This is a genomic window from Candidatus Krumholzibacteriia bacterium (assembly GCA_035649275.1).
In the GTDB taxonomy this organism is placed as follows: domain Bacteria; phylum Krumholzibacteriota; class Krumholzibacteriia.
In genome coordinates this window covers 1-25,715 of the sequence record DASRJW010000079.1, presented here as the reverse complement: position 1 = coordinate 25,715, position 25,715 = coordinate 1, and the positions used below count along the sequence as shown (strand labels likewise).

Below are 25,715 nucleotides of genomic sequence, written 5' to 3'. Positions count from 1 at the left end.
GTGCAGACCTGTTGACAAGCTTCGGCCTTTTTTCTATATTCCTCGTACACCCTTATACCCCGTTCTCCCAAGGTGCAGGTACCGTGGGAACTGAAAGAGCGATGTCGACGCCGGCCCCGGCCGGTGCGGTTGCGGCGTTTGCTCCGCCAAAACGCGGGCGACTCGCGGCTACGCGCCTCGAGCCGCTTGCCTCCACGCACACCGAGCGCCTCGCGGCGGCCATGCGTGCCGAGCCGCTTGCCTCGTCTCGCTTCACCCAACTTGCCCCATGGCACTCAGGAAGGTTCATCTCGGCTGTTGTTCTAGAGACGGACCTCGTCCTTCGGCGGCTCGCGGCAGTGGGCAGCGTGGTCATCCTGCCGCTCGCTCGTGTCGCAGCGGCGATCACACAGCACACGGCCTGGCAGGCCTGCGGCTACCGCACCCAGGCCGACTTCACCCGCGAGCGTTTAAACCGCGACAGTCGCTGGCTCCGCCAGCTCGTCAGTCTGCACCAGACGCTGGAGCGGCTGCCGGGCTTGGCGGAGGCCATCTCCGGTGCCGACGGTGGACGCGCGCTGAATCAGTCGGAGGCCTTGGTGATCGGCCGGGTGGCGACGCCAGCAAACGTGGGGAGCTGGATCGCTCGGGCTCGGCAGCTTTCGCTCGAGGAGCTACGGGGAGCGGTCCTGTCTGCGAGCCCGGGAGTTCGATCCTTAGAGTCCCGCGATATCAGCCAGGAAGCCGAGCTGGAGGACGAAAGTCGCGTCAGGCTCCGCTTCTCGGTGCCTCCGGATGTCCGTTGGATCTTCGAGGCCGCGCTCGAGCTGTATCGCTGTGTCGAAGGCTGGGATGCAGGCATCACCGGGTTCGTCCCCGCGCTCGTGGCCGAGGCGTCGAGTGCTGGTTGTGTCCCGCCTGATGACTTCCGCCCGCGATGGCAAGGCGACGCGAGGCGAGCCCTGCGACAGAGAGCCGCCGAAGCGCTGCGTGGGGAAGCACAGCTTGGGGGCGCCGGAAAAGCGAGCTGTGCGGTCGCGGCGATTGGCCACGGCATTGTGCTCTCCCTGCACACGCCGGCGATGCGGCGAGCACTGCAGCGTCTCGAGTGCTTCGACTCGCTCCGCTCCCGTCTCCGCCGCCTCGAGCGCAAGCTCGCTCTGTTTTCCAAGCCCGGCTCGAAGACGCGGACTCGGGATCTCAGGCGGCTCGTCGGTGTCTTCCAGGTCCTCGTCCGCATGCAGGACGAGATCCAGATCGACGTGGGAGAACTGCTCCTCGAGCTCCACGACAATAGAATGTGGAGGGCGCTCGGCTTCCGTAGTCTCGAAGCCTATGCGGAAGAGCGGCTCGGGATGGGAGGGTCGACAGCGCACCAGAGGGTTGGCCTGGCGCGGAGGCTGCCAAGGCTGGGCCTCGTGCGGCAGGCGTACGAGTCGGGCCAGATCGGCACCGAAGCTGCCGGGCACTTGGTGCGAAGGATGCAGGACTTGCCGCCGGACGAGGCGCTGCAGCGCCAGTGGCTCAGACATGTAATGCCGCTCACGGTGAAGCGCCTACGGGACGAGGATCGCTTCGAGCACCGCCGGCAGTTGCTGGCACAAGTGGCCTTGGCATGCGCCATGACGCCTGGGTACTCGGGCTCGACTCCCGAGATCCCTGGCGCCCCGGTGGACGAATCTGCCACGGGCGAGGGCGCGTGCCAGAGTTCTCGGCGTTTTCCGCTGGGCGAAACCGACGGACAGGGCTCGAAGGAGACGAGCGGCTCGGGGGATGCCCCGTGCCAGACTTCTCGGCGTTTTCCGCTCGACGAAGGTGCTGAAGGAGCTTCCAAGCCGTCGAAGACTGGCTTGCGGTCGCGGAATCCCATCTTGCCTCCGCCCGTCCCCCTCGACGACGCCACCTGGCGGCGCTCGCTCGTACGCTACCCGGGCGACATCTGCAATCAGGCCTTCGCTCTCGCCTGCGGCCTCATGGAACGCGTCGTCCGCAAGGGACCGCTCCTCCAGGTCCCTCTCATCCTCTCTCTTCCCGAGGACGACGGCTTCGCATTGCAAGGCTGCATCGAAGCGGCACGGCGACGTCTCAGCGAACCCGACGACGCTCTCTCGCCCGCCCGCGACAGCCAGCTTCCGCCTTCGGGACGGATCGCGCGGTTTTTCGTCCAACGCAAGGAGCGCGTACCCGAATGGGTGGGCCTGCTCGCCTTGCTCGAAGAGTGGATTTGGGAGCACGACGGCAAGGCACCACGCCGGTCGGTGCATCCCATCTTCGCCCGCGACAGCGGCCGCTGCATGGCTCCTGGCTGCACCTCGAGGGCGCGTCTCGAAGTGCATCACCTGCGCTACCGGAGCCACGGCGGCAGCGATACGCCGGACAACCTGATTCTCCTCTGCGCTCTTCATCACCGGCAGGGGGAGCATGGTGATCTGGCGCGCTGCCGCGGCAAAGCCCCGCTCGACGTCGTCTGGCGCCTCGGCCACAGCGCACTCGCGGTCTGGTATCGCAACGAAAGGAGACTCTCGAGGCGACCGTGAAAGAGGGCAGGAATCGGCTGCATCTGTAGGTGCGGTATCCTGCGCGGGCGGGCATGGGTGCGAAGGCACTGGAAACCGCCGTTTTGCTGGAACCTACGGTGCTGCTCGTCCGTCTTTTCGGCATCGCCCGCCGCTCGGTGCCCCGTCAGCGACCTTGGGCAGGGCGGACGACAGCCATCTCCCCAGCCCAGGAGGCTCCCGCATGCCGCTCTCAGTCAGGATCCTTCGTCCCCGGTGGCAGACCGCCCGAGCACCCCGCTTCGCCTTCGTCCTGGCGCTGGGTCTCGGTCTGTGTGCGGCCCAAACCATGGCGGCGCCCGCCCCGGCGCCACAGCCGGAGTGGGTGGCGCGGAGCAACGAGAACGCCCAGGTGCTGATGGCCATCTTTGGCCGCTTCAACCCTGAAATGGCTGGTTTCTTCGGTGCCTCCGGTCTGGACGAGCAGATCGTCGATCTCGGTCCCAACTTCGAGGAGCGCCGGATGACCGCCTTGAAGGAAGCCGTGGCGACCTTGCAGACCCGGCTGGCGGCGGAGAGCGATCCGGCGGTGAAACAGGACCTCGAAATCCTGATCAAGGCCGCGCAAGAGGACATGGAGGGCACGGAGCTCACACGGCGGCTCACCCTTCCCTTCTTCAGCGTCTCGAGCACTGTTTTCCAAGGATTGCGCGCCCTGCTCGACGACCAGGTGCCACCGGAGCGGCGGAAGGCGGCGCTGGTGCGGCTGCGCCGTTACGCCGGCGCCGAAAAGGGCACCACGCCCATCGCCCAGCTCGCGGAAGCGCGCTGCCGCGAGCGACTGGCGAACCCCAGCCTCCTCGGACCGGTGCGGGAAGAAGTGGAGAGGGAGCTCGCCAACAGCCCCGCCTACGTGAAGGGCATCCAAGAGTTGTTCGGGAAGTTCGCGGTCGGCGGCTACGAGAAGTCCTATCAGGAGCTGGTGAAGCAGGTGAACGCGTACGACGAGTTCGTGCGCGCCGAAATCCTGCCGCGCTCGCGCACGGATTTCCGGCAGCCGCCGGAGCTGTATGCCTTCAGCTTGAAGCAGGTGGGCGTCGACATGCCCGTGGACGAGCTGATGAGCCGAGGCCAGGTTGCTTTCGCCGAGATCCAGGTGCAGATGCAGACACTGGCGCCTCTGGTGGCGAAGGAGAAAGGCTGGAACCTGCACGATTACCGCGATGTCCTCCGGGAACTGAAGAAGAAGCAGTTGGTCGGTGAAGCGATCCTGCCGCACTACCAGGGGCGGATCAAGGAGATCGAAGCAGTCATTCGCGCCCAGTCGATCGTGACCTTGCCATCGCGGGAAATGCGTATCCAGCTGGCCAGCGAGGCCGAGAGCGCCGCGATTCCGGCGCCCAACATGCGACCGCCGCGCTTGATCGGCAACACCGGAGAGCTCGGCACCTTCGTGCTGCCGCTGCGCATCCCGGACAAGACCGGGGCAGGCAAGCTCTCCTTCGACGATTTCACCTACGAGGCCGCCTCGTGGACCCTGACGGCGCACGAAGGGCGTCCGGGCCACGAGTTGCAGTTCGCCTCGGTGATCGAGAAGGGTGTGTCGCTGGCGCGGGCGCTGTTCGCCTTCAACAGCGTCAATGTCGAGGGCTGGGGCCTGTACGCCGAATCCGAGCTGCAACCCTACGAGCCCGTGGAAGGTCAGCTCGTCACCATGCAGAACCGGCTGATGCGGGCAGCGCGGGCGTACCTCGACCCGGGGCTGCAGACCGGGCAAATCACCAAAGAGCAAGCGACGCGGGTGCTGCGCCAGGACGTGTGTCTCTCCGAGGCCATGGCCCAGCAGGAGGTGCAGCGCTACACCTTCCTCGCCCCGGGCCAGGCGCCCTCGTACTTCGTGGGCTACAACCGGTTGCTGGAAACGCGCGCCGTAGCGGAGCGCGCCTTGGGCGACCGCTTCGACCGCAAGGCGTTCAACGATTTCGTCCTCGCCCAGGGCCTGCTACCCCCGGCGCTGCTCCGTCGAGCGGTCATGGAGGAATTCGTTCCGTCGCGGACGGCGATGAAGTAGCAGACAGAACCGCGTGGGCAGGGAGGCTGAGCGAGCAGGGAAGCGAGATCCAGCGTGGCATGGGCCGTCGGCGGGCGGGGAGAACCCGCCCGCCGGCGGTGATGGCGTGGTGATCGCGCTCAGCCCTCGATGCGGGCGCCAAGCCCGGCAAGACGCCACATCGTGTAGGGCCCGGAGACGGCGGCGGGATCGAAAGCGACGCCACGTTCTTCGGCGTCGTGCTGCTTCCAGGCGCGGTGCTGCTCTTCGCTCATCTCGATCTTCTCCACCACGCCCTCCACCACGGCCTGATGTCCCTTCGCGCTCAAGGGGAAGACGATCTCGCCGTCGGTCACCTTGACGCGCAGGGCGGCGTCGCCGTTGGCGAGCTCCAGCCAGCAGCCGCGGCTGGCGCAGACCGCGCTCACCGTGCCCGCCACCTGGACGATCTTGCCCTCGTACTGCGCCGGCTCGGCCAGGATCGAACTGATGCTGGTGGTCTGTTGCAGCACGATCCCGGCGCCGTAGTTCCCCACCGGGTCGGCCTTGTGCAGGGCAGTCTGTTCGTCGGCAGCAGCGCTCGCCGCCGGTGCCTCCGCAGTAGCAGCGGGCGCGTTTCCCGGCGCCGGTTGCTGTTCCGCTGCCTTCTGGCAGCCCCAGAGCAGGAACGAACCGACGCAGAAGACGAGGATCGAATTGCGGCCTCTCATGGGTTTCTCTCCCGTTCGGGTGCATTCATCGGCGGCGGTCTCTCCCTCGCTAGCGCGGGAACATGTTCGTAGCCCCGAGCAAGGGCATGCCGCCGCCGCCGCCGAGCAGATCCCGCAGACCCGGCAACGCCAGGCAAAGGTTCTGCGGCTCGTTCGGGGTATCGGCGAAAGTGACGTTCACGTTGAGACAGGAGTCGTCGGGAATCTGGTCCCCGTCGGTATCGATGGGCACCTCCGTCGTGTCCCCGGCGAGGGTGGCGAGCTCCGCATGGCCACGACGGATGCTCCCGTGGATGTCGGCCAGGTCGCCGGTGCCATTCGGATCGGCGCGGAAATTGGTGGCCTCGAGAGCGATCACCCATGGCGGCGTCGTCGGATCGCGGGTGACGCCGTAGCCGAAGGCGGTGCTCGCGGCCTCGAGAAGCCCGGAGCCCACATCGCCGGTCAGACCCACCTCGAGGCTGACGACGAAGTTCTCGCTGCTGTCGTAGATCTGCACCAGCGCCGTGAGGCTCCCCGGCGCGCTCTCGACGCTCACCGCGATGAGGACCGGACCGAGGAAGGCGGCGCCCCCGTCGTTGGGACTGCTGGCCTGGGGATCCCCGAGGTGGAACGACTGCAGCTCGCCCGCGGCGTCGAACTCCAAGGCGAAATCGAGGTGCACCAGCACGGGCGGATCACCCATCGCCTCGGCCGTGGCGGCGATTTCGAGCACCAGACCGAGGGGCACATCATCGGCCGGATCCGGCGTGCCGCGATCGTCGATCTGGATCTCAAGGATGCGGAATTCACCGCGCAACGGGATCGGTGCTCCGCCGGGATCGAGGACGAAGATCCCATCGTCGAGATCGAAGCGGAAGATGAAGCCATCGGGAGGGTTGCCCGGATCGACCAGAGTCCAGCCCGGGAACGGATCGCCGGTGTTGCTCGGGTCTCGCTGCCAGGTTCCGAAAGCCGTCTGCACCAAGCGCGGCCGGCTCTCGCTCAACTTGCGGAGCAGCGCGCGCACCGGACGCGACGCCCCGGGCGGCGCGGTGAGCGTCACGGGAACGCTGGGAAGCGACAAAGTGTTGAGGATCGCCGCGAACTCCGGTGTGTCGAGCAGCTGCAGCGCCGGCTCGCTGCCCGCAGCATCGCGGAAGGTGCCGAGCTGCGCGAAACCGTTCTGGATCTGGACCTGTGCGGTCGTCCCCGAGCCGGGCGGGGTGACTTCGTCATCGCCGCAGGCGAGCGGGAACAGCGCGCCGGCGAGCGGGAGCAAGGCGAGGGCGGCGCGCCAGCGGACCGGACGCCGCCGTGAGGGTGCATGCAAGGAGTCCTGCATCGATTTCCTCCCCGAGACGAGTGTCGCCCCACTGTCCCCGATCTCCGCGGGGCAGGTCAACGACGACTCTTCGCGGTCCGGTGGTCGGGATTCGAGCAGCGGCAGCGCGGGCTTAAGCCGCGCCACGGCATGTGGTCGGGATTCGAGCAGCGGCAACTCGGGCTCAGCCGAGTCGCTGCTCCAGCGCCGCCAGCTCATCGCGCAAACCTTGCGGCAGTTTGCTGCCGAAGGTCTCGAAGTGCCGGCGAATCGAAGGAATCTCCTCTTTCCAGCCGGCTACGTCGACGCGCAGGAGTTCTTGCAGGTCGGCGGCGGGGATCGCGAGGCCGCTCGTGTCGAGAGCCCCAGGAGCGGGCAGAAGTCCGATGGGTGTTTCCGTCGACGCGGCACCGCCCTCGCAGCGCTCGAACACCCACTTGAGCACGCGGCTGTTCTCGCCGTATCCCGGCCAGAGGAAGCGCCCGCTCGGGCCTTTGCGGAACCAGTTGACGTAGTAGAGGCGCGGCATGGCGTCGCCGCCCCGTTCGCCCATGCGCAGCCAGTGCGCGAAGTAGTCCCCCATGTGGTAGCCGCAGAACGGCAGCATCGCCATGGGATCGCGGCGCAGCTCGCCAACCTTGCCGGCCGCAGCAGCGGTCTTCTCGGAGCCCATGATGGCGCCGAGGAAGGTGCCGTGCCGCCAGCTCCTCGCTTCCGTGACCAGCGGCACCGTGGTGGCTCGGCGGCCGCCGAAGAGGATGGCGCTGATGGGAACGCCCTTCGGGTCTTCCCATTCGGGCGCGATCACCGGGCACTGCCGCGCCGGCGTGGTGAAGCGCGCGTTCGGATGCGCGGCGTCACGGCCGCAGCCCGGCTGCCACGGACGGCGCAGCCAGTCGATGAGCGCCGGCGGCTCGTGCTCGAGCATCTGCTGCCAGTAGATGTCACCGTCCGGCGTCAGGGCGCAGTTGGTGAAGATGCTGTTGGCGTAGAGCGTCTTGAGGGCATTGGGATTGCTCGTCATCGACGTGCCCGGCGCGACCCCGAAGAAGCCCGACTCGGGATTGATGGCGTAGAGACGGCCGTCCTTGCCACACTTCATCCAGGCGATGTCGTCGCCCACGGTCTCGACCTTCCAGCCGGGAATGGTGGGATTCATCATCGCCAGATTGGTCTTGCCGCAGGCCGAAGGGAAAGCGCCGGCGATGAACTTCACCTTGCCGGCGGGATTCGTGAGCTTGAGGATCAGCATGTGCTCCGCGAGCCAGCCCTCGTCGTGGGCTTGCACCGAAGCGATGCGCAGGGCGTGGCACTTCTTGCCGAGCAAGGCGTTGCCGCCGTAGCCCGAGCCATAGGACCAGATCTCCCGGGTTTCCGGGAAATGGGCGATGTATTTGTGCTGCGTGTCGTTCGGCCACGCGACGTCGGCTTTCTTGGGATCCGCGAGTGGGTAGCCGACGGAGTGGATGCCGCGTACGAACTCGTTGCTATCCCCCAGCACCTCCAGGACCCGTGTACCCACCCGCGTCATGAGGTGCATGTTGGCCACGACGTAAGGCGAGTCGGAGACCATGACGCCGATCTTGGCGATGGGCGAGCCCACCGGTCCCATCGAATAGGGAATGACGTACAGGGTGCGACCGGCCATGGCGCCGCTGTAGTGCCCGCGTAACGTCGCCTTCATCTCCGCCGGTGCGATCCAGTGGTTCGTGGGCCCGGCGTCGTCCTTCTTCTCCGAGCAAATGAAGGTGCGGTCCTCGACTCGGGCGACATCGGCGGGATCGGAGCGCACCAGGATGGAGTGGGGGCGCTTCTCCGGGTTGAGCCACATCGCGGTGCCCGTGGCCACCAGGAGCTCGAGCATTTCTTGGTACTCCTCCCGAGAGCCGTCGCACCAGCGGACGGTTTCGGGTTGCAGCATCCGCGTCACCTCTTCGATCCAAGCCAGGAGCTCGGGATTGCTCGTGAGGGTGGGGACGGATTGCGTGGTGCTCATGGGGCTCCTCGGGGAGGGGAAACCGCCGGTCTCGCGCCGGGATTGTTGGAGGGCAGGTGCGCCACCCACCGGAATGTATGCGCTCGGTGGCGCAGCGAGAATCACCCTAGAGGCTACGCGGACCGCGCCAGGCGGGGCAAGGCGGGTATGGCGTTTGGACTTCCTGGCAGCGCTTGCGGCCGCCTGGAAGGGGAGGCAGGAACACTCCGGCAGCCCTACGCTTCGTCAGTTCTCGTCACTACTTATTTGTCTGGGTTTTTGACCTCGCCCTCGGGAGCGCTGAGCAGCGTGACGACGTCGTGGCAGCGCAGGTGGAGGTAGAGCTTGGTCAAAGGCCCCAGGTTCCCGGCCTGCTGGCGGAGGCTCGGCTCGTGGGCGAGCAGCGCCCGTACCGTTTCCGTCTGACAGCAGCCGATGGTCATAGCGTCGATGTCGAAATTCCCAGTCACCGCCGCCAGCAAAGGGCCGCCGCTCTTTGGCTTCCAGACGTCGGCGCCATGCTCGAGCAGCATGTCCACCATGTCGGTCTGCCCGTAGCCAGCCGCCATCACCAGCGGGGTGAGCCCCGAAGTGCCCGGGGCGTCGACCGCTGCCCCCTGTCGCAGGAGCTCGTCCACCGCCTCCACCTGGTGCTTGTGGATGGCGTGCAGGAGCGGGGTCCAGCCGTTCCTGCCCGTGGCGAGGTTCGGATCGGCACCGGCGGCAACCAGGAGGCGGATGGTCTCGAGGGAGCCTTGTCGCGCCGCGATCTGCAAGGGGGTGAAGCCGACCCGGACTCCGGGGGCATCGGGCGGTGTGCCGGCGTCGAGGAGCTGACGGAGCCGGGGCATGTCCTCCTGGGCCACGGCCTGGAGCACCGCGGGGTCAGCGGGGTCGTTCATGTCATAGCAGCCGCAAAGCCAGAGTGCGAGGGCCAGGGCGAAACGGGCGGGAAGTCGCATGGACGGATCTCCTTGTCGAGGCCGGCCGCAGCGGCGTGGGCAACTCCCGAGACCGGCGCGCCGCCGCCCGCGGTCTCAGGACCCATTTATAAAGTACTTTGACTTGCAAAGTCAAGGCCAAGCGGCGGGGCTTCCCGTGCGGAGAAAGGGCGCTCAGGGAAGTGTGCTCTGCCCGAGGCCGAAATGCCGCACCAGGAGGTACTCCGTCAGCTGGCGATGGGAGACGGCCTCGAGGGCGTAGATCTCGAAGCCGCAGAAAGCGCGGGTGAAACGCGCGTCCGCGGGCGTGCCTTTGGCGAGTACGAACATCGGCTGGTTGTCTGCCGTATCGGGGTAGAACAAAGGGTCCTCGGGCTTGCCGAGGCTGAGGTAGCTGTACAGCACCACGGAGATGCCGGGCAGAGGGATGAGCGGCGGCGACTCGTTCCGCATGGCACCGGGCATGTTGTAGATCTCGATGTTGGTGCGCCCTCCCGTGCCCGCTTGCGGCCAGGCGAGAGAGACGGAGAGCGGCGGTGCGCCCCAGTTGCCCACCTGGTCATGCACGACGAAGGTGTGCTGGTGTGGCACCGGCAACGCGCCCTCGGAGCTCGTGACCGTGCGCGTTTCTCCCCTCTTCAAGGCGGCGAAGTCGTCGGCACTGAGCGTCACCGTGTGCACGTGAGTGCGCGACGCGTCCTGAGAGGTTTCGTAGGTGCGGCTGACCGGTACGAAAGCCTCGACGTCCGCCATCGGCACGTCCAGGGTGTGGAAGTGTCCGGCGTCGGTGCTGGAGGTGGTGCGCTGTGGGTCGCCGCGGGGGACGGCGTAGCGCCTCGGGCCGCGGCAGAAGTGGTCGCGATGGAAACGCTCGATCTCCACCGACGAGCCCACGTCGAACATCTCGATCCCCATTTTGTACAGCAGGCTCGCGGTGCCCACAGAGTCAATCCCGGGAGGATGCTGCTCGAAGGGGTCCTCCCATTGGGTGACGTTGACCGCCAGGTATTCCTCCCCGGGCAGGCGCTCGTCCGGCCACAGCTGCCTGGCCGGGCGGAACCCGTTGATCCACAGACAGCCGCCGTTGGCCAGGTAGATGTTGATGTAGTTGAAGCCCCGCGCCGAGTTCTGATTGCGCGACGGGATGGGGTCGACGAACTGCGCTGCCCGGCGCAAGGCGGAGCTGCCGTTGCGGCCGCTGCGGTTGCTCCACACGATGGCCTTGTAGTCGAAGACCTTTTGAATCGGTGGCGGCTCGCGGCGGTTCTCTTCCATCTCGAAGACGTCCAGGTTCGGATCGAAGAGGAAGCCGTTGTCCGTGGCGATCTGGCCGAGGACCTGGAGCCAGCGCGTCGTCTCCTGCAACTCCTGGCTGACATCGGTCTGCCAGTCCGTGTCGTCCACCCACAGGAGGGAGCGGGCCCTGGTCACGGTGTGGGCCGTGAGTTCGTAGACCGCCTGGGTGATCGATTCGGCGTTGTCGCGCACTTGCAGGTAGAAACGATGCGAGCCGGTGGCGAAGGAACGGGCCGGCGCCGAGGTGGTGCTGGCGCTCCAGCTCGACCACTCCAAGGGATTGTCCGGATCGGCGATGTCCCAGCCATAGCGGTAGGCGACGATCTGGCCGCCGTAGGTCGCAGCGCTGCCGCTCCACCGGAAGCGCAGCGGTTGCCCCGACGCGATGTCGAGGCGGATAGGCCGCGAGCCCTCCACGAAGGCCTGCGTCCCCAGGTAGAATTCGCGCACCGTGAGCACTGGGCCGACGTTGCCTTGCACGTGCACGCGGACGACGTTGTTCTTCTTCTCGCTCTGGTAGTCGAACACCGGGGTGATGGCGCCGGCCTCGTCCATGGCCTGGACGGCGAAGAGGTAGTAGCCCTTCTCGGTCCCCTCCGCCAGCGTCAACCCGGTGATCACCGCCTGCTTCCCCGAGCCATCGATCAGGTCCCAGCGCCGCCACGGGCTCCAGGAGTAGCGCGAGGGCAGGTGATAGAGGGAGTCCGGGAAGTTGATGTACTTGTCGCCGATGCCTGAGACCGTGATGCGGGTGGAGATGATGACGAAGCGCGACGCCACTGGCTGGATGCTGTTGGAGCCATCCACCGGGTCTTCGCCGTTCCAATTGAAGATGACCACCGGCGGGGCTTCGAACTCCTCGTCCGTGCCGGCCTCGATCGGGTCCGTCAAGTACACGGTGGGGGCGATGTTCCTGGAGTTGAAGGAGCGATAGTCCGGGGTCGGATCCGGCATGCCTTCGTTGTCGACGGCGCGAACGAAGAACGTGTGCCAGCGCTCGTAGGGTGCTTCGCGCACGTCGTCACCATTCTCTCCCGGGCCGGGCCGTGGCTCTCGGCGCAGCGTGTCCGCCAAGGTGGTGAAGGTTGAATCGGTGGCGGTGGTCCCGGTCCAGCGTGGGTCGTCCGGGGCGGGCACGGTGATGACGACGCGCGTCGAGTCGTCGTCGCCTCCCATGTGATCGCTGATCGGGGGATGGTTCACCAGGATGAAGTCGTAGTGCGAGATGGTGCCGTCGCGGTCGGTGCCGGACCAGAAGAGTTGCACCCGGTAGTGGGTCGCCGAGGTGGAGTCGGGTGGACCGCTGGAAAGCACCGTTTCCGGCGCTTGGTTGGGGCGGATCTTCTCCACCCCCAGTTCGTTGTCACCGCAGCCCGCGAGGAGCAGGACGGCGCCGATCCAACGGCAACAGCGCATGGAGGGCCGACTCTCCGGGTCGGTTGTGGGGTGGAGTCTCCGGGGGGGCCCGACACCACGCTCGGGCCCACGCCACGGACTAGAGGGAAAGATAGGCAGGGCCCCGGGTCCGGTCAAACCCGCCCACGGGGCGGCGCCGGGGCGCGACCGTCTCTGGCGCCAATGGCGCCAGCGGTCCGCGGCGCGCGCTGCTGCAAGCCTCTCAACGCTGGGGATCCTCGTCGGCCGGAAGGGGCGGGCAGGTGCAGAACAGATTGCGGTCGCCGTAGTAGTTATCGACGCGACCGACGTGGGGCCAGAACTTGAACTCGTGCAGCCACGGCGCCGGGAAGGCCGCCTGCTCCCGCGAGTACGGGTGGTTCCAGTCGTCGCGCAGCACCGCGGTAGCGGTGTGCGGCGCGTTCTTGAGCAGGTTGTCGTTCCGATCCGCGGCGCCGGTCTCGATGGCCTGGATCTCGGCCCGGATCGACAGCATGGCGGCACAGAACCGATCCAGCTCCTCCTTCGACTCGCTCTCCGTGGGCTCGATCATCAGAGTTCCGGGTACCGGGAAGCTCATGGTCGGGGCATGGAAGCCGTAGTCCATGAGCCGCTTGGCCACGTCGTCGCTCTTGATGCCGGCAGTCTTGTCGAAGGGCCGTAGGTCGACGATGAACTCGTGCGCCACGCGGCCGCGCTGGTTGGTGAAGAGCACGTCGTAGGCGCCGGCGAGACGCTGGGCCATGTAGTTGGCGTTCAGGATCGCCACCTGGCTGGCGCGCTCCAGACCGGCGGCACCCATCATCGCGATGTAGGCATAGGAGATCGGCAGCACCGCGGCGCTGCCATAAGGCGCGGCGGAAATGGCGCCGATGGCGCGGGAGCCAGCGCTCTCGGGCTGCACCACCGGATGGCCGGGCAGGAAGGGCGCCAGATGCGCCGCCACCCCGATCGGCCCCATGCCCGGGCCGCCGCCACCATGGGGAATGCAGAAGGTCTTGTGCAGGTTGAGATGGCAGACGTCGGCGCCCATGTCGGAAGGCAGCATCAAGCCCACCTGGGCGTTCATGTTGGCGCCATCCAGATAGACCTGGCCGCCGGCCTCGTGAACGACCTCGCAGACGCTGCGGATCTCTTCCTCGAAAACGCCGTGCGTCGAGGGGTAGGTCACCATGATGGCGCCGAGGCGAGCGCGGTGCGCCGCCACCTTGGCGCGCAGATCGCCGAGGTCGATGTTGCCCTGCTGGTCGCAGGCCACGTTGACGACACGGAAACCGGCGATGGTGGCGCTGGCCGGATTGGTGCCGTGAGCCGACACCGGGATGAGGCAGACATCGCGCTCGGTCGCGCCGCGCGCGCGGTGATAGGCACGGATGACGAGGAGGCCGCAGAATTCCCCTTGGGAGCCCGCGTTGGGCTGCAGGGAAACGGCGGGGAAACCGGTGATCGCCATGAGCTGGCGCTCCAAGCGGCGGAGGAGCTCGGCGTAGCCGCGGGTCTGCTCGGGCGGTGCGAAGGGGTGCAGGTCGGCGAACCCGGGCCAGGTCATGGGCAGCATCTCCGCCGTGGCGTTCAGCTTCATCGTGCACGAGCCGAGGGGAATCATCGACGTGGTGAGCGAGAGATCCCGCGCCTGCAGGCGGTTCATGTAGCGCAGCATCTCCGTCTCGCTGTGATAGCGGTGGAAGACGGGATGGCTGAGGTAGGGACTCTGGCGCCGGAACTGCGGCTCCACGTCCACGTCGGCGCTGCCGAGGAGTGCTTCGAGGTCCGTGGGGGCGGGGCCCTTGCCGGCGGCGCGGGCGAAGGCGCCGAGGATCTCGCGTACCACATCGACCGTCGTGGTCTCGTCGAGGGCGATGCCGACGGAACCGTGATCGTAGGAGCGCAGGTTGATCCGTCGCGCCGCGGCTTCCGCCAGCACCTTGCGGGCATTGCTCGCCCCCAAGCGCACGTGCAGCGTGTCGAAGTAGGGTTCCTCCACCTCGTGACCGAGACGCACGAGGCCCGCGGCGAGTGCCCGCGCCAGGGCATGGACACGTAGCGCCAGGCGGCGCAGGCCCCCGGGGCCGTGATAGACGGCGTACATGCTGGCCACGATGGCCGGCAGCGCCTGGGCGGTGCAGATGTTGCTCGTCGCGGTCTCGCGCCGGATGTGCTGTTCCCGGGTCTGCAGGGTGAGCCGGTAGGCGTGCTTGCCTTCGGCATCGCGGGAGACACCGATGATGCGGCCGGGCATGCGGCGGGCGTGCTTGTCGTGCGTGGCCAGGAAGGCGGCGTGCGGCCCGCCGAAGCCGAGAGGCATGCCGAAGCGTTGCGCCGAACCGACGGCGATGTCGGCGCCGAACTCCCCGGGCGAACGCACCACGGCGAGGGCGAGCAGATCGGTGGCCACCACCGCGAGGGCGCCGCGGGCGTGCAGCTTCTCGATCGTGGCGCTGTGGTCGACGAGGCGGCCATCCGTCGCCGGGTACGACAGGAGAGCGCCGCAGAGGCCGGGCTGCACCAATTCCAAATCATCCACGTCGCCGACCACGAACTCGACACCGAGGGCTTCGGCGCGGGAGCGCACCACCGCCAGAGTCTGCGGGTGCGCATCGCGAGCAGCGAAGAAAGTGCGTGCTGGGCCCCTGGCACCGCCGGCGATGGCGACGCACATCGCCATGGCCTCGGCGGCGGCGGTGGCCTCGTCGAGGAGCGAGGCGTTGGCGAGGGGCAAGCCGGTGAGGTCCGCCACCATGGTCTGGAAGTTGAGCTGCGCCTCGAGGCGTCCCTGGGAGATCTCAGCCTGATAGGGCGTGTACTGCGTGTACCAGCCAGGATTCTCCAGGATGTTGCGCAGGATCACCGGCGGCGTGATCGTGCCGGAGTAACCCATCCCGAGGCAGGAGTCGAAGATCTCGTTGCGTGCGGCCAGCGCCTGCAGGTCGCGCAAGAGTTCCTGCTCGCTGCAGGGCGGCTCGAGCGGCAGCGGCTGGCGGGCGCGGATGGCCGCCGGGATGGTGGCGCGCACCAGATCGTCCAAGCTCAAGAGCCCCAGCGCGGCGAGCATGGCGGCGATGTCCGTCTCCCGCGGGCCGATGTGCCGGTGCACGAAGGTGTCGGCGGGAGCGAGCCGCGCGGGCGCATGCGAGGCCGTGCCGGCGGACGAGTCGGGGAGAGCAGTCGCTGGTTTTCTCATGATCGACGCGGGTGTCTCTGGCCTGGAGTCCTGGGGTTCGGGGCTCGTCGAGCGGCCGGAGGCCGCGCACAGCAACACGATCGAACTGCACCACTATAAGGTGCGGGAGGCTCGGCGAGCAAGGGCGCGCCCGGGCGGCAGGCTCAGTCTTCCTTCGACGCCGGGCGCCCCTGTGCCTGGGCGTTGAGCGTCCAGTCGTAGTCCAGGAACTCGATGGCGATGGGGGCATCCGAAAGCAGCCAGCGCCGCGTGGCCTCGTCGGCGACGAACGGCGCCAGCGTGCGCCGCAGCGGGGCGTTCTTCTCGAAGTCGCCGCGGAACCAATCGAAGATCTTGGAGAGGCGCATCTTCCCCTCGGCCGGCAGGAACTGGTTGCGCTGGCGGTCGTTGAGGAAATCACGGGCCTGTGCTTCGAGCTGCGCTTGCAGGCTGTCGGCGCCGTAGGCTTCGCGGCGCAGCTTGGGGCAGCTCGTCGAGGCGCAGACGAGGGCGAAGTGGATGCGGGGCTCCTGGAAGCGCTGGCGCAGGATCTCGTGCTCGATCTCGTCGAGCGTGCGCTCCTTCCCCGCCACGGTGAACTTCCAGAGCTTGAAGATCTTGGCGCGCCCGACGAGAGGCTCCGGCGATTCCCCCTGCAGCACGGCCCAGACGATGCCGGCGTTGTAGGCGTTGACCCAGAAGGCGATCTGCTCGTCCCGTGGCCAGTCGTCGGGCTGCGCTACGACGAGTTTCTGCATGTAGCCGGCCAGTGTCTTGTATTCGATACGTTGCAGGTCGCGATAGTCGACGCGGCCCTCGCTGTCGACGTAGCGCTGCAGGAGCTCGTTCCAGGTCCGGTGAGAGAAATGCAGCGCCGGGTTCTCGGCGGCGGTGCCGAAAGGCGCAGGGACGACGGCATGGGGAGGGCTCGAGCCGCGCATCCCGTCGGCGCGAAGCGCACCCGGCAAGCTCCCGGCGACGACAAGCGCCAAGGCGAGAGGCCGGCGCAAGCGCCAGAAGGTGGCGAGGATCTTCGTCCCGGCGCGCAACGAACCGGTGACGGTGCCACTGATCTTGGAGCGCCCGATGCGGCGGCGATAGCGCACGGGTACCTCGGTGACGCGGGCACCGATCTGCAAGGCGCGGATCTGCATCTCGATCGTCCAGCCGAAGTCGCGATCGGCGAGGCGCATGGCCTCCAGGGTACGGAAGCGCACCGCCCGGAAAGGGCCGAGATCAGTGTAGCGGAAGCCGAAGCGGGCGCGGATGAGGCGCGTCGCCAACCAGTTGCCGAAGCGCGCCTGGGGCAGGAGGGCGCCGGGCTCGCGCTCGCCGAGGACGCGGGAACCGATCACGAGATCGTAGTTCCCTTCGAGGAGCGGGCGGAGGAGCGCCGGCAGGTCCTCCGGGTGGTCGCTGCAGTCGGCGTCCATGAAGACGACGATGTCCGGCGGTGTCTGGCGCAGGTGCGCGAGGGCCCGCAGGCAGGCCGCACCATAACCACGCCGCGGCTCCTCGAGCAGCGTGACGCCGGCGCGTCGCACGATGCTCGCGGTGCCATCGGTGGAGCCGTTGTCCACGACGACGATCGTGTCGAGCAGTCGGTGGGAGCGCTGCAAACGCTCGAGGTCGGCGAGCACCTTGGGCAGGGCTTCTTCTTCGTCGAGGGCGGGAATGACCAAAGCGACGCGCGATAGGTTGGCCACCTTCGCCGCATTCGACGGAAGAGCGGGTGATTCACGCTCCGAGACCTTCACGGTGACCGGCGCGGGTGAGCGTTTCGTGGTGATCAAGCGGCGGCGCAGGTCGAAGGCCAGGACGAGGAGCGGCGGGACGATCTCGAGGCAACGCGGCAACCAGTGTGAGGCCGCGAACGCTTCGGTGCCCCGGAGCGGCAGGACGAAGAGGTAGGCGAAGACGATGCTCCCGCTCCAGAAGAAAAGCGGCCGGAGCGGCACGAGCGGCAAGAGCACGACGGGCCAGAGCAGATACCAAGGGTGGATGGTGGGAGAGAGCAGGAGACCGGTGCAGAAGACGAGCTGCGCCGCTGTTTCGAGAGCGGTGCGCCGCCAGACCAGCAGGGCGAGAACAGCGAGGAGGAAAAGCGTGGCAAGGGCCTTGGCCGCGAAGAGCGACCCCACGACGCCCATGATCGGCGCGAAGAGGAGATCGTTGAAGCGCCACTTGGCGGCATAGAGACCGAGAGAGGCGAACAGCGCCTTTCCGGCGCTGAGGAAAGGCAAGGTGACGACGAGGAGGAGCGCCGTAGCCAGAAGCGGCCCCACGCGGGAGCGGTGGCCCCGGGCGAGAAGCGGCGCGACCAGAAGGCCGGCGTACTTGACCGCGATGCAGGCAGCGAGCGCGCCCCAAGCAGCGGCAGGACGGCGGTGTGCCCAGACGAGCGCCGCGAGCAAAGGCAGGAGACCGAGCGGTTCTAGGTGGCCGCTGCCCGCCACCTCCACCACGACCAGAGGATTCCAAGCGTAGAGCACCAGGTTCGCGAGCGATGCGCCGCGGCGGCGCAGCATCGCCCCCAGCAGCAGCACCACCCCGAGATCAAAAGCGACGAAGGCGGCCTTGAACCGCGTGACGCCGCCGCCGCTGGCCGCGAGGCCACGGCAAACGAGCTGGGCGAGAGGCGGATAGATCGCCGTCGCCTCGGGATGATTGATCTGGCTCCAGTCGTGGTCGCGGAGCGGTGCCAGCTCCGGCGCGAGGGGCGAGAGCAGGTACGGGTTCGCCCCTGCCGCTTGCACGCGCCCCTCCCACACGTAGCGATAAATGTCCCCCGAGAGCATGGGGGGAAGCGGCACGAGAAGCGCCCGGAAGAGGAGCGCGCCGCCGAGGATGCTCCAGAAACCCGGACGGCAGCGCGCCGCGCCCCAGCACGCCAGGAAGGCGGCGGCATAGAGGAGGAGAAAGAGAACGAAGTGTTCGTGCCACGGAGAAACCCGGACCATCCCCCCGTAAGCCGCGAGGGCGAGAAGGCTCCAGGCCCAGAATGAGGCAACGCTGCGGCGGCTTGGCAAGGAGAGGCTCACGACTCAGCAGGCGGATCGGCGCGCCGGCAAGCCCGTGCCCGGCTCGAGCCAGCGCGCCAGAGCCGGCAGGGCCAGGCGCAAGAGGCCGAAGCCGTAGAAGAAGAGGAAGGGAATGTCGGTCACCATGCCGAAACCAGTACCGAACACTTTCCAGAGCACGAGATAGACGACGATAGCGATCTCGACGACGGCGATGGCGGTGCCCGGCGCGCGGTAGCCGGGGCGCGGACGGTAGGCGTGCCAGCCGCGCTTCGGCGTGCGCTCGAAAGTGCAGTCACGACCGACGAGACCGTCCAGCACGGCGCCGGTGTTGCTCACCGCGAGACCGGCACCGAGCGCCATGGCAGGTACACCGCGGCCGAGAAGACGCCAGGTGGAGCCGCCGTCGCCGGCATCGCGCTGGGCGACGGCGTAGAAAACCAGGAGCGGCAAGGTGCCGCAAAGCAGGACCTCCAGTTCGCCGGGCACGAAGCCAAGGAAGGTGACGGAAGGAGCGAAGAAGCGCGCCGGTGCGCGCAGCAGGGCGAGGAGCAGGAGAAGCGGATAGGCGGCGTAGCAGCTCAGGTGGAAGCAGACCTCGAGCTTGCGGGCCCACGGCAAAGGGGCGCGGGCGAGCTGGGGCAGGAACTTGCGCGCCACCTGCACGCCGCCCTTGGTCCAACGCCGCTGCTGCAGGCGGAAGCTGTTGGCGTCCGGTGGGATCTCTCCCGGCACGACGAGATCGTGCAGATACACCACGCGCCAGCCGGCGAGCTGCATGCGGATGCTGAGATCCAGATCCTCGGTGACGGTGTCGCTGCTCCAACCGCCGGCAGCGACCACGGCCTCCTTTCGCAGCACGCCACAGGTGCCGTTGAAGCTCAGGAAGCAGCCGGCGGCGTCGCGCGCCGTCTGCTCGATGACGAAGTGACCATCCAGCAGGATCGCCTGCATGCGCGTGAGCCAGGAAGCTTGGGCGTTCAGATGTCCCCAGCGCGCTTGCACCACGCCGACACCGGGTTGCAACAGGTGCGGCACGCTGCGGCGCAAGAAGTCCCGGGGTGGCACGAAGTCGGCATCGAAGAGAGCGAGCAATTCGCCCCGCGCCTGCACCAATCCCGCCGCCAACGCTCCCGCCTTGAAACCGCGGCGCTCCTCGCGATGCAGGAACTGCACGTCGAAGCCGCGGCGGCGGAGCGCGGCGGCGAGGCGCCGGGCGAGTCGCGTGGTGCCGTCGGTCGAGTCGTCGAGCACCTGAATCTGCAGGCGGTCGCGGGGATAGTCGAGGGCCGCCACGGCCTCGAGGAGGCGCCGGGCGACGAAGCGTTCGTTGTACAGCGGCAGCTGCACCGTGACCGTGGGCCAGGTCGAGGGAGCCGGTGCCAGGCGGCGGCGGTGACGGCACCGGAGGTAGAGTCCGAGCAGGACGAGGCGATAGGCGCCGTAGACAACAAGCCAGACGCACACCAGGGTGTAAAGCGTCGACAGCGCGGCCCGCGCCCACTCCATCTGCATCGAGCGCCCTCCGCCTTCGCGACGCCCCGATCTCAGGGTGGGTCGGATGGTAGGAGGGCTTCCAGGCAGCGGTCAATGCCGCCCCGGCTTGCCCGGCCGTGCGGCGCCGCCTAGAATGGATGGCGTTCTTGACGCATCCAGGCCTGTCGGCCGTGCACGTCCGGACGAGCCGCCGGACCGCCGGGGAGGAACCGCCCGTTATGGCTTCGATGGTGACCCGTCCAGGAGAGGCCAAGTCCTCTCCTTCGCTCTACGAGAACTCGATGCGCCTCTTCCTGGACACGGCGCAGCTCCTCAAGCTCGACCCCCGTGTCGCGCTGGAGCTCTCCGAGCCCCACCACGAGATCATGTTCACCATCACCGTGGACATCAACAACCGCATGGTGGAGTTCACCCCGGAGGAGTACGCGCAGCGCGGCAAGGATTACGAGGATCTCCTCGAAAGCAGTCTCGATCCCAAGTACTACAACATCCTCGCCAACGGTCAGGTCTCCTTCCGCCCGCGCATCTTCGCCAGCAGCGACACCACCGTCCGCGACGGCGTGCTGCGCCTGTTCGGCGGCCGGCTCTACCACATCCACCCGCGGCGCCCCGAGCAGCTGCGCTGCTACCGGGTGCAGCACAACAACATCCGCGGTCCCTACAAGGGTGGCATCCGCTACCACCACCAGGTGAGCCTGGATCTCTTCAAGCTGCTCGCCGCCGAGATGACCTGGAAGACGGCCATCAGCGACATCCCCTTCGGCGGCGGCAAGGGCGGCATCCGCATGGACCCGCGGAACTACTCGGACGACGAGATCGAGCGCATCTCGCTGCGCTTCATGTACAAGCTCAAGCCTTTCATCGGCCCCAACACCGACATCCCGGCCCCCGACGTGGGCACGAACTCGGTGATCATGGGGCATTTCTTCCGCCAGTACTCCGACGGCGAGGCCGAGTACCACCGGCTGCGCGGCGTCGTGACCGGGAAGGACGCCCGCATCTGGGGCAGCGAGGGGCGCGAGATGGCCACGGGCCGCGGCCTCTTCTATTGCATCGAGGAGTGGCTGCGACACCGCCAGTCCCCCAGTGCGGACCGGCTCATCGCGCCGGAGAAGGTGTCGTGGCAGGACGTGAACTTCACCATGCAAGGCTACGGCAACGTGGGCTCCGCCTTCGCCCGCATCGCCGTGCCGCGCGGCGCCAAGCTCGTCGCGGTGAATGACCGGGACGGCACCATCTATGACCCTGCCGGCATCGATCCCGAAGCGCTGCAGGAGTACGTCGCCTCACCGACGAACGTGAAGCACAGCGTCGAGGGCTTCCCGAAGGCGCGCAGCATCCACCTCGACGAGTTCTGGGGGCTCGACGCCTTCCTCTTCGTGCCCGCGGCGCTCGGGGGCGTCATCAATGCCGAGGTGGCCCACAAGCTCAACGTCAAGCTCGTCGCCGAGGGGGCCAACGGGCCCTGCACCTTGGACGGCGAGGAGGTGCTCCGGGAGCGCGGCATTGGCATCATCCCGGACATCATCGCCAACGCCGGCGGCGTCATCGTGAGCTACTACGAGTGGCTGCAGAACAACCGCCAGGAGCATTGGACCGAGGCGAAGGTCAACGAAAGACTCTCGGAAGCGATCAAGTCCAATTACAACGTCATCCTCGACATCGCCGCCAACCGGCCGCGCCGCACGCCGTTCTGGGACTCGACCCGCCACGTCACCGGCGAGCCGCTGGACATGCGCATGGCCGCCATGGTGCTGGCGCTCCGCCGGCTCGAGGCGCACTACAAGCTCGAGGGTTTTTCGCAGTGAGACGATCGGACCCGGCGCCAGCGACGGCAGCCGCGCCGGCCTGCCACTCGCAGTCAGCGATAGAGCTCCTTGATCATGCTCCAGCTGGTGTTCTGTACTGCCAACGGCGTCGGGCACTTGCGCGGCGTCGTGAAGTTCACGAAACAGGACTGCCCTTCGACGCAGATCTTGGTGAACACCGGGTTGTCGCAGGCCAGGAGCAGCGGGCAAGGGAAGAGGGAGTTCGTCGGCGGCTCCCGCTTCTCGATGGTGAAGGTGAGATTGGCCGCCGGCCCATCCGCCTGGACGAGAACGGTGAAGAGCAAGATCGCGCCGCTCGCCGGCTGCTTGCAGTTCGCCGCCACCATCGTGACGCCCTCGACGAAGGGGTCGCCGATCCCGAGCATCTCGTGGTTGAGCACCGGTGACGTGTGCCAGGAGGCGGGGATCCCAGCGAAGCGGAACTCGGCGCCGGCGATGCCGCAGCGGCTGTCGTCGGACTCTCCCAGCTTGGCGACGACGTAGACCGTATCGATGCCGCCCGGCGCGATCACGCCCGCGCACTGGGTTCCTTCCGGATCGAAGAAGATGCCGATGGTGCCCGGGTTCTCGCCGTCGAGGATGCGGAGAGGCGCTTGCCGCCGTGCCGGCGGCGGTGTGGCGGTGACGACCGGAGCCTGGCCGGCGGCGGTGGCGCAATGCAAGGCGGTGCTCGAGGTCGGATTCGGCCCCGGGTTCCCCGCTTCGTCCAGGACCACCAGGCCGAAGGAGCCGGCGACGGTGGTGCTGTCGCCGTGACCGGCGCCTGGCAGTGGGTTCCAGGCGTTGCCACGGTCGAAGACGCAGAAACGCGCCGTCGCTCCCAGCGGCGTGCCGCTCACCGTCGTCCCGTTGCAGGCGAGGTCGAAATCGACGCGGAGGGTGAGGGGTTTGCCCACCCCGGGCAGGTTGGTCACCGCATTCGTGGCGATGCGGAGCACCGCACGGGGCTCGCCTCCGCCCTCGTGCACTGCGATCGAGAAGTGGATGCCGCTGCTCAGGTCGAGTTCGCTCACCTGAGCATCGAAGAGGACGCTCACTTGGCTGGACCCCGCTTGCGGCAGCGTCCATACCTCGTTCTGCACCTGGTCGAGGGCGAGTGCCGTGCCGGAGAACGTCAAGCAGAGCACGGCAGACAAGCCGGCACGCGCCGGCGGCAAGGAGAACGCGACGCCTTGGGGGCGGCGGCGTAGCGCAGACAAAGAACCTTGCATCGCGCTTCCTCCCGGTTCGAGGCTCGACGGGATTCGGCGGCGGATGGGCGGGCTCGGTCTTGGGGGTGGTGGGGGACCGAGGCCCGTGGGCGGCTGAACCCCCCGAGGAGCGCAGTGATTCTACCTTGCGCCGGGAATACCGAACAAGCGGCGACGCGGCGCGCGCCCAGGCCGGCGCCGGAGGAGCCTCCGGGAGGGCTGCTATACTTCTCGGAGCCAGCGTGCGGAGCTCTAGCCTGCGCCCACTCCGGAAGGTTCTTTCGTGTCCACGACGCTCCCCGGGCCACCACTCCCGCAGCCGCACAACGCCATCGTCTCGGTGACGCTCAACTGCAACGCCCGCTGCACCATGTGCGACATTTGGAAGAACGACATGCACGGCGAGGTGGCACCGGAGGTCTTCGGCCGCCTACCGACGAGCTTGCGCGACATCAACATCAGCGGCGGCGAACCCTTTCTCCGCAGCGATCTGCCGGAGATCCTGGCGGCCATCCGGCGCCGCAACCCGCGGGCGCGGCTGGTCATCTCCACCAACGGGTTCCAACCGGGGAAGACGGCGAAGCTCCTGCCGGATCTCCTGGCCGCGGCTCCTGGCCTCGCCGTCCGCGTCTCCATCGACGGCATGGAAGCCACCCACGACCGGATCCGCGGCATCCCGAAGGGCTTCGCCAAGTGCGTGCAGACGCTCGAGCTCTGCCGCACCGCCGGGGTGCGGGACCTCGGGATCGGTTTCACCTTGCTCGACGACAACGTGCACGAGCTGGAGGCGGTGCATCGCTTCGCCGAGAGCCGGGACCTGCAGCTGTCGATCACGGTGGCACTGGACTCGCCGATCTACTTCGGGTCCGACAAGGAGAGCATGCGGCCCCGAGATGCGCATGCTTTGCGCCTGGCGATGTCTCAGGTCATCGCCGTGCAGTACCGCAAGTGGGACCTGAAGGAGAATTTCCGCGGCTGGTTCAACAAGACCCTGCTGGAGTACCACCAGAGCGGCAAGCGCCGCTTCCGCTGCGACGGTGCCTCCGGCTTCTTCTACCTGGACTCCTTCGCCAACGTCTTTCTCTGTCACATTCTGGACGTGAAGATCGGCAACCTACGTGAGCAGACCTGGGAGGAGTTGTGGTCGTCGCCGGCGGCGGTGGCGGCCCGCGACTTCGCCGCTGCCTGCGACCGCTGCTGGCTCATCTGCACGAGCAAGTCCCAGATCATGGCGCACAAGTGGGGGATCGGCGCCGAGATGCTGCGCGACGCGGCCCTGGCGCGATTGGGGCGGGTCTGACGACCCCGGGCGTCGGGAAAGTCCGCCGCTGCCCGGCGCGTCGCAAGGTGGCGCCGAGCCACGGCTCTGCTTGCCCTCCGTGGCGCAGCCCCGCATATTGACCTCATGAAAAGACTGCCGCGCACGGACGCTATTTCACCGGGATGGCGTTCCCTGCACCTCGTACTCCGGCGTGCCACTCTGGCGGCGGCCGCGAGTGCGGCAGCGGGGGCGAGCATGGTGGCGGCCCAAACCACCGCCAACGGCGCGGCGGCCCGCCTGGCGGCGAGCCATCCCGACTTGTTCCCCGCCGGAACGGTGGCGGACGCGACGCTGGCGGGCGTCGCGGGGGCGCAGGTGAGCTCGACCAGCGAGCACCAGCGCGCGCTCGGTGTGCAAGAGGGCGATGTGATCATCGCCGTCGACGGCCAGGTCCTGACCGCAGAGGCCCCGAGCGCGCCGGCGGTGGGGGAGCACGTTTTCACCGTGCTGCGACACATGCCCGGCGAACGTCCGGTGCTGGCGCCGGAGATCCTGGGCCGGCAGGTGCTCGAACAGTTCAGCGCGCTCCCGGCGGCGGAGCGCTCGCCGGTGCGTCTCACGCGCATGGTGGCGAACCAGCAGATGCTGGTGCAGGAAGGTGTGGGCCTGTTCCTGGTGCCGGCCGTGGCGAACCAGGACGATACGGTGTGGCTCACCCGCGCCAATCCGCTGCCGCTGCCGTGGGAGGCCGCGGTGCGCACCGTCCGCGACGCCATCCTCACGCGGGCCAAGCTGCCGGAGAGCAGCGAAAGCGACGCCGACGCGGCGGCGCGACTCCTCGGCGAGAAGCAGTACCTCGAGGCCGGCGAGCACGCCCAGCGCGCTCTCTTCGCGCAGGTGGCCGAACCGGAAGCGCGGGCCGATCGGCCACGCTTCGACCCGCTCTTGGCGCTCTACCTGGAAGCCCAAGCCGGACAGGAGGGCGTGCGACACCAGCTCCTCGCCCCCGGCGCTCGCTTCGCGATCGTCGTCGAGCCGCTCTTCAGCAGCTCGGCGACGCCGCTGCCGCAGGACATCCTCCTGCAGGTCGAGCGCTCCAACGACTTCCTCTTCGCCGCGGGCCTGAACACCAGCCTGCACTGGCCGTCGCCGAACGGCGGCTGGCCGGTGCTGCGCGACCTCGACCTGCTGCTGGAATACGGCTACACCTCGCGCAGCTACGAGGGACCGTTTGGCCCCGACGAGATCACTCCTCCCGGCGCTGACGTGGAACCCCCGGTGACGGAGCGCATGGCGGCGACGGAGCATCGCTTGAGCTTCGAGCTCACCTACCGGCCGACGCTGCTCGCCCGCTTCCGGCCGATGTTGCGGGGGGGGCCGGCTTTCTTCATCTCCACGGCGCACTCTTTCGACCAGTTCGGCACCCAGACCATGCAAGTGGATCTGCAGAGCTGGGGCTGGATCGCGGGCGCGGGGATCGATCTGTACCGGCACAGTCGCGGCATGCGGGCGACGCTGGTCGGGACCTACCAAAGCGTGAAACACGAGTTCTGCGACGACGACGCCGCGAGCTGGGAGAGAGCCTCCAACATCCCGGATTTCAAGATCGACGAG

General features: G+C 67.8%; 14 protein-coding genes. 5 read left to right on the top strand and 9 right to left on the bottom strand.

The window, feature by feature from the left end; all coding sequences use genetic code 11:
• Nucleotides 1-338 precede the first annotated feature (338 nt).
• Together VFE28_07795 and VFE28_07790 are read left to right on the top strand one after the other, a co-directional pair.
• A complete protein-coding gene (locus VFE28_07795; protein HZM15890.1) occupies nucleotides 339-2,516 on the top strand; it encodes an HNH endonuclease signature motif containing protein in 2,178 nt (725 codons plus the stop codon).
• A gap of 202 nt (nucleotides 2,517-2,718) precedes the next feature.
• Nucleotides 2,719-4,545, top strand: coding sequence for a DUF885 domain-containing protein (locus VFE28_07790; GenBank protein ID HZM15889.1), 1,827 nt, complete (start codon nucleotides 2,719-2,721; stop codon nucleotides 4,543-4,545).
• 119 nt (nucleotides 4,546-4,664) lie between these two features.
• On the opposite strand, the gene VFE28_07785 is transcribed toward VFE28_07790, so the two are convergent.
• The 8 genes from VFE28_07785 to VFE28_07750 all read right to left on the bottom strand — a co-directional run bounded on the left by VFE28_07785 (nucleotide 4,665) and on the right by VFE28_07750 (nucleotide 19,839).
• A complete protein-coding gene (locus tag VFE28_07785) occupies nucleotides 4,665-5,234 on the bottom strand; it encodes a DUF4920 domain-containing protein (GenBank protein ID HZM15888.1) in 570 nt (189 codons plus the stop codon).
• Between the two features lie 49 nt (nucleotides 5,235-5,283).
• On the bottom strand, nucleotides 5,284-6,558 hold the full coding sequence (locus VFE28_07780; protein ID HZM15887.1) for a hypothetical protein: 1,275 nt from the start codon (nucleotides 6,556-6,558) through the stop codon (nucleotides 5,284-5,286).
• Nucleotides 6,559-6,721: 163 nt separating this feature from the next.
• Nucleotides 6,722-8,533, bottom strand: coding sequence for a phosphoenolpyruvate carboxykinase (GTP) (locus VFE28_07775; protein HZM15886.1), 1,812 nt, complete (start codon nucleotides 8,531-8,533; stop codon nucleotides 6,722-6,724).
• 242 nt (nucleotides 8,534-8,775) lie between these two features.
• Nucleotides 8,776-9,474: an ankyrin repeat domain-containing protein gene (locus VFE28_07770; GenBank protein HZM15885.1), complete on the bottom strand. Its 699-nt coding sequence runs from the start codon at nucleotides 9,472-9,474 to the stop codon at nucleotides 8,776-8,778.
• A 153-nt stretch (nucleotides 9,475-9,627) separates the two neighbouring features.
• Nucleotides 9,628-12,165, bottom strand: coding sequence for a hypothetical protein (locus VFE28_07765; GenBank protein ID HZM15884.1), 2,538 nt, complete (start codon nucleotides 12,163-12,165; stop codon nucleotides 9,628-9,630).
• Between the two features lie 202 nt (nucleotides 12,166-12,367).
• Complete coding sequence (gene gcvP / locus VFE28_07760) at nucleotides 12,368-15,325, bottom strand: aminomethyl-transferring glycine dehydrogenase (protein ID HZM15883.1); 2,958 nt, start codon at nucleotides 15,323-15,325, stop codon at nucleotides 12,368-12,370.
• Nucleotides 15,326-15,468: 143 nt separating this feature from the next.
• Complete coding sequence (locus VFE28_07755; GenBank protein HZM15882.1) at nucleotides 15,469-18,264, bottom strand: DUF547 domain-containing protein; 2,796 nt, start codon at nucleotides 18,262-18,264, stop codon at nucleotides 15,469-15,471.
• 84 nt (nucleotides 18,265-18,348) lie between these two features.
• A complete protein-coding gene (locus VFE28_07750; GenBank protein HZM15881.1) occupies nucleotides 18,349-19,839 on the bottom strand; it encodes a glycosyltransferase family 2 protein in 1,491 nt (496 codons plus the stop codon).
• A 263-nt stretch (nucleotides 19,840-20,102) separates the two neighbouring features.
• On the opposite strand from VFE28_07750, the gene VFE28_07745 reads away from it, so the two are divergent.
• The gene (locus tag VFE28_07745) at nucleotides 20,103-21,629 is read left to right on the top strand and encodes a Glu/Leu/Phe/Val dehydrogenase (GenBank protein ID HZM15880.1); all 1,527 of its coding nucleotides are present in this window, start codon (nucleotides 20,103-20,105) and stop codon (nucleotides 21,627-21,629) included.
• Between the two features lie 53 nt (nucleotides 21,630-21,682).
• On the opposite strand, the gene VFE28_07740 is transcribed toward VFE28_07745, so the two are convergent.
• The gene (locus tag VFE28_07740; GenBank protein HZM15879.1) at nucleotides 21,683-22,861 is read right to left on the bottom strand and encodes a hypothetical protein; all 1,179 of its coding nucleotides are present in this window, start codon (nucleotides 22,859-22,861) and stop codon (nucleotides 21,683-21,685) included.
• A 262-nt stretch (nucleotides 22,862-23,123) separates the two neighbouring features.
• Here VFE28_07740 and VFE28_07735 point away from each other — a divergent pair, with 262 nt between their 5' ends.
• Together VFE28_07735 and VFE28_07730 are read left to right on the top strand one after the other, a co-directional pair.
• A complete protein-coding gene (locus tag VFE28_07735) occupies nucleotides 23,124-24,140 on the top strand; it encodes a radical SAM protein (GenBank protein ID HZM15878.1) in 1,017 nt (338 codons plus the stop codon).
• A gap of 216 nt (nucleotides 24,141-24,356) precedes the next feature.
• Nucleotides 24,357-25,715: hypothetical protein (locus VFE28_07730; protein HZM15877.1), on the top strand; the 1,359-nt coding region annotated here is incomplete at its 3' end.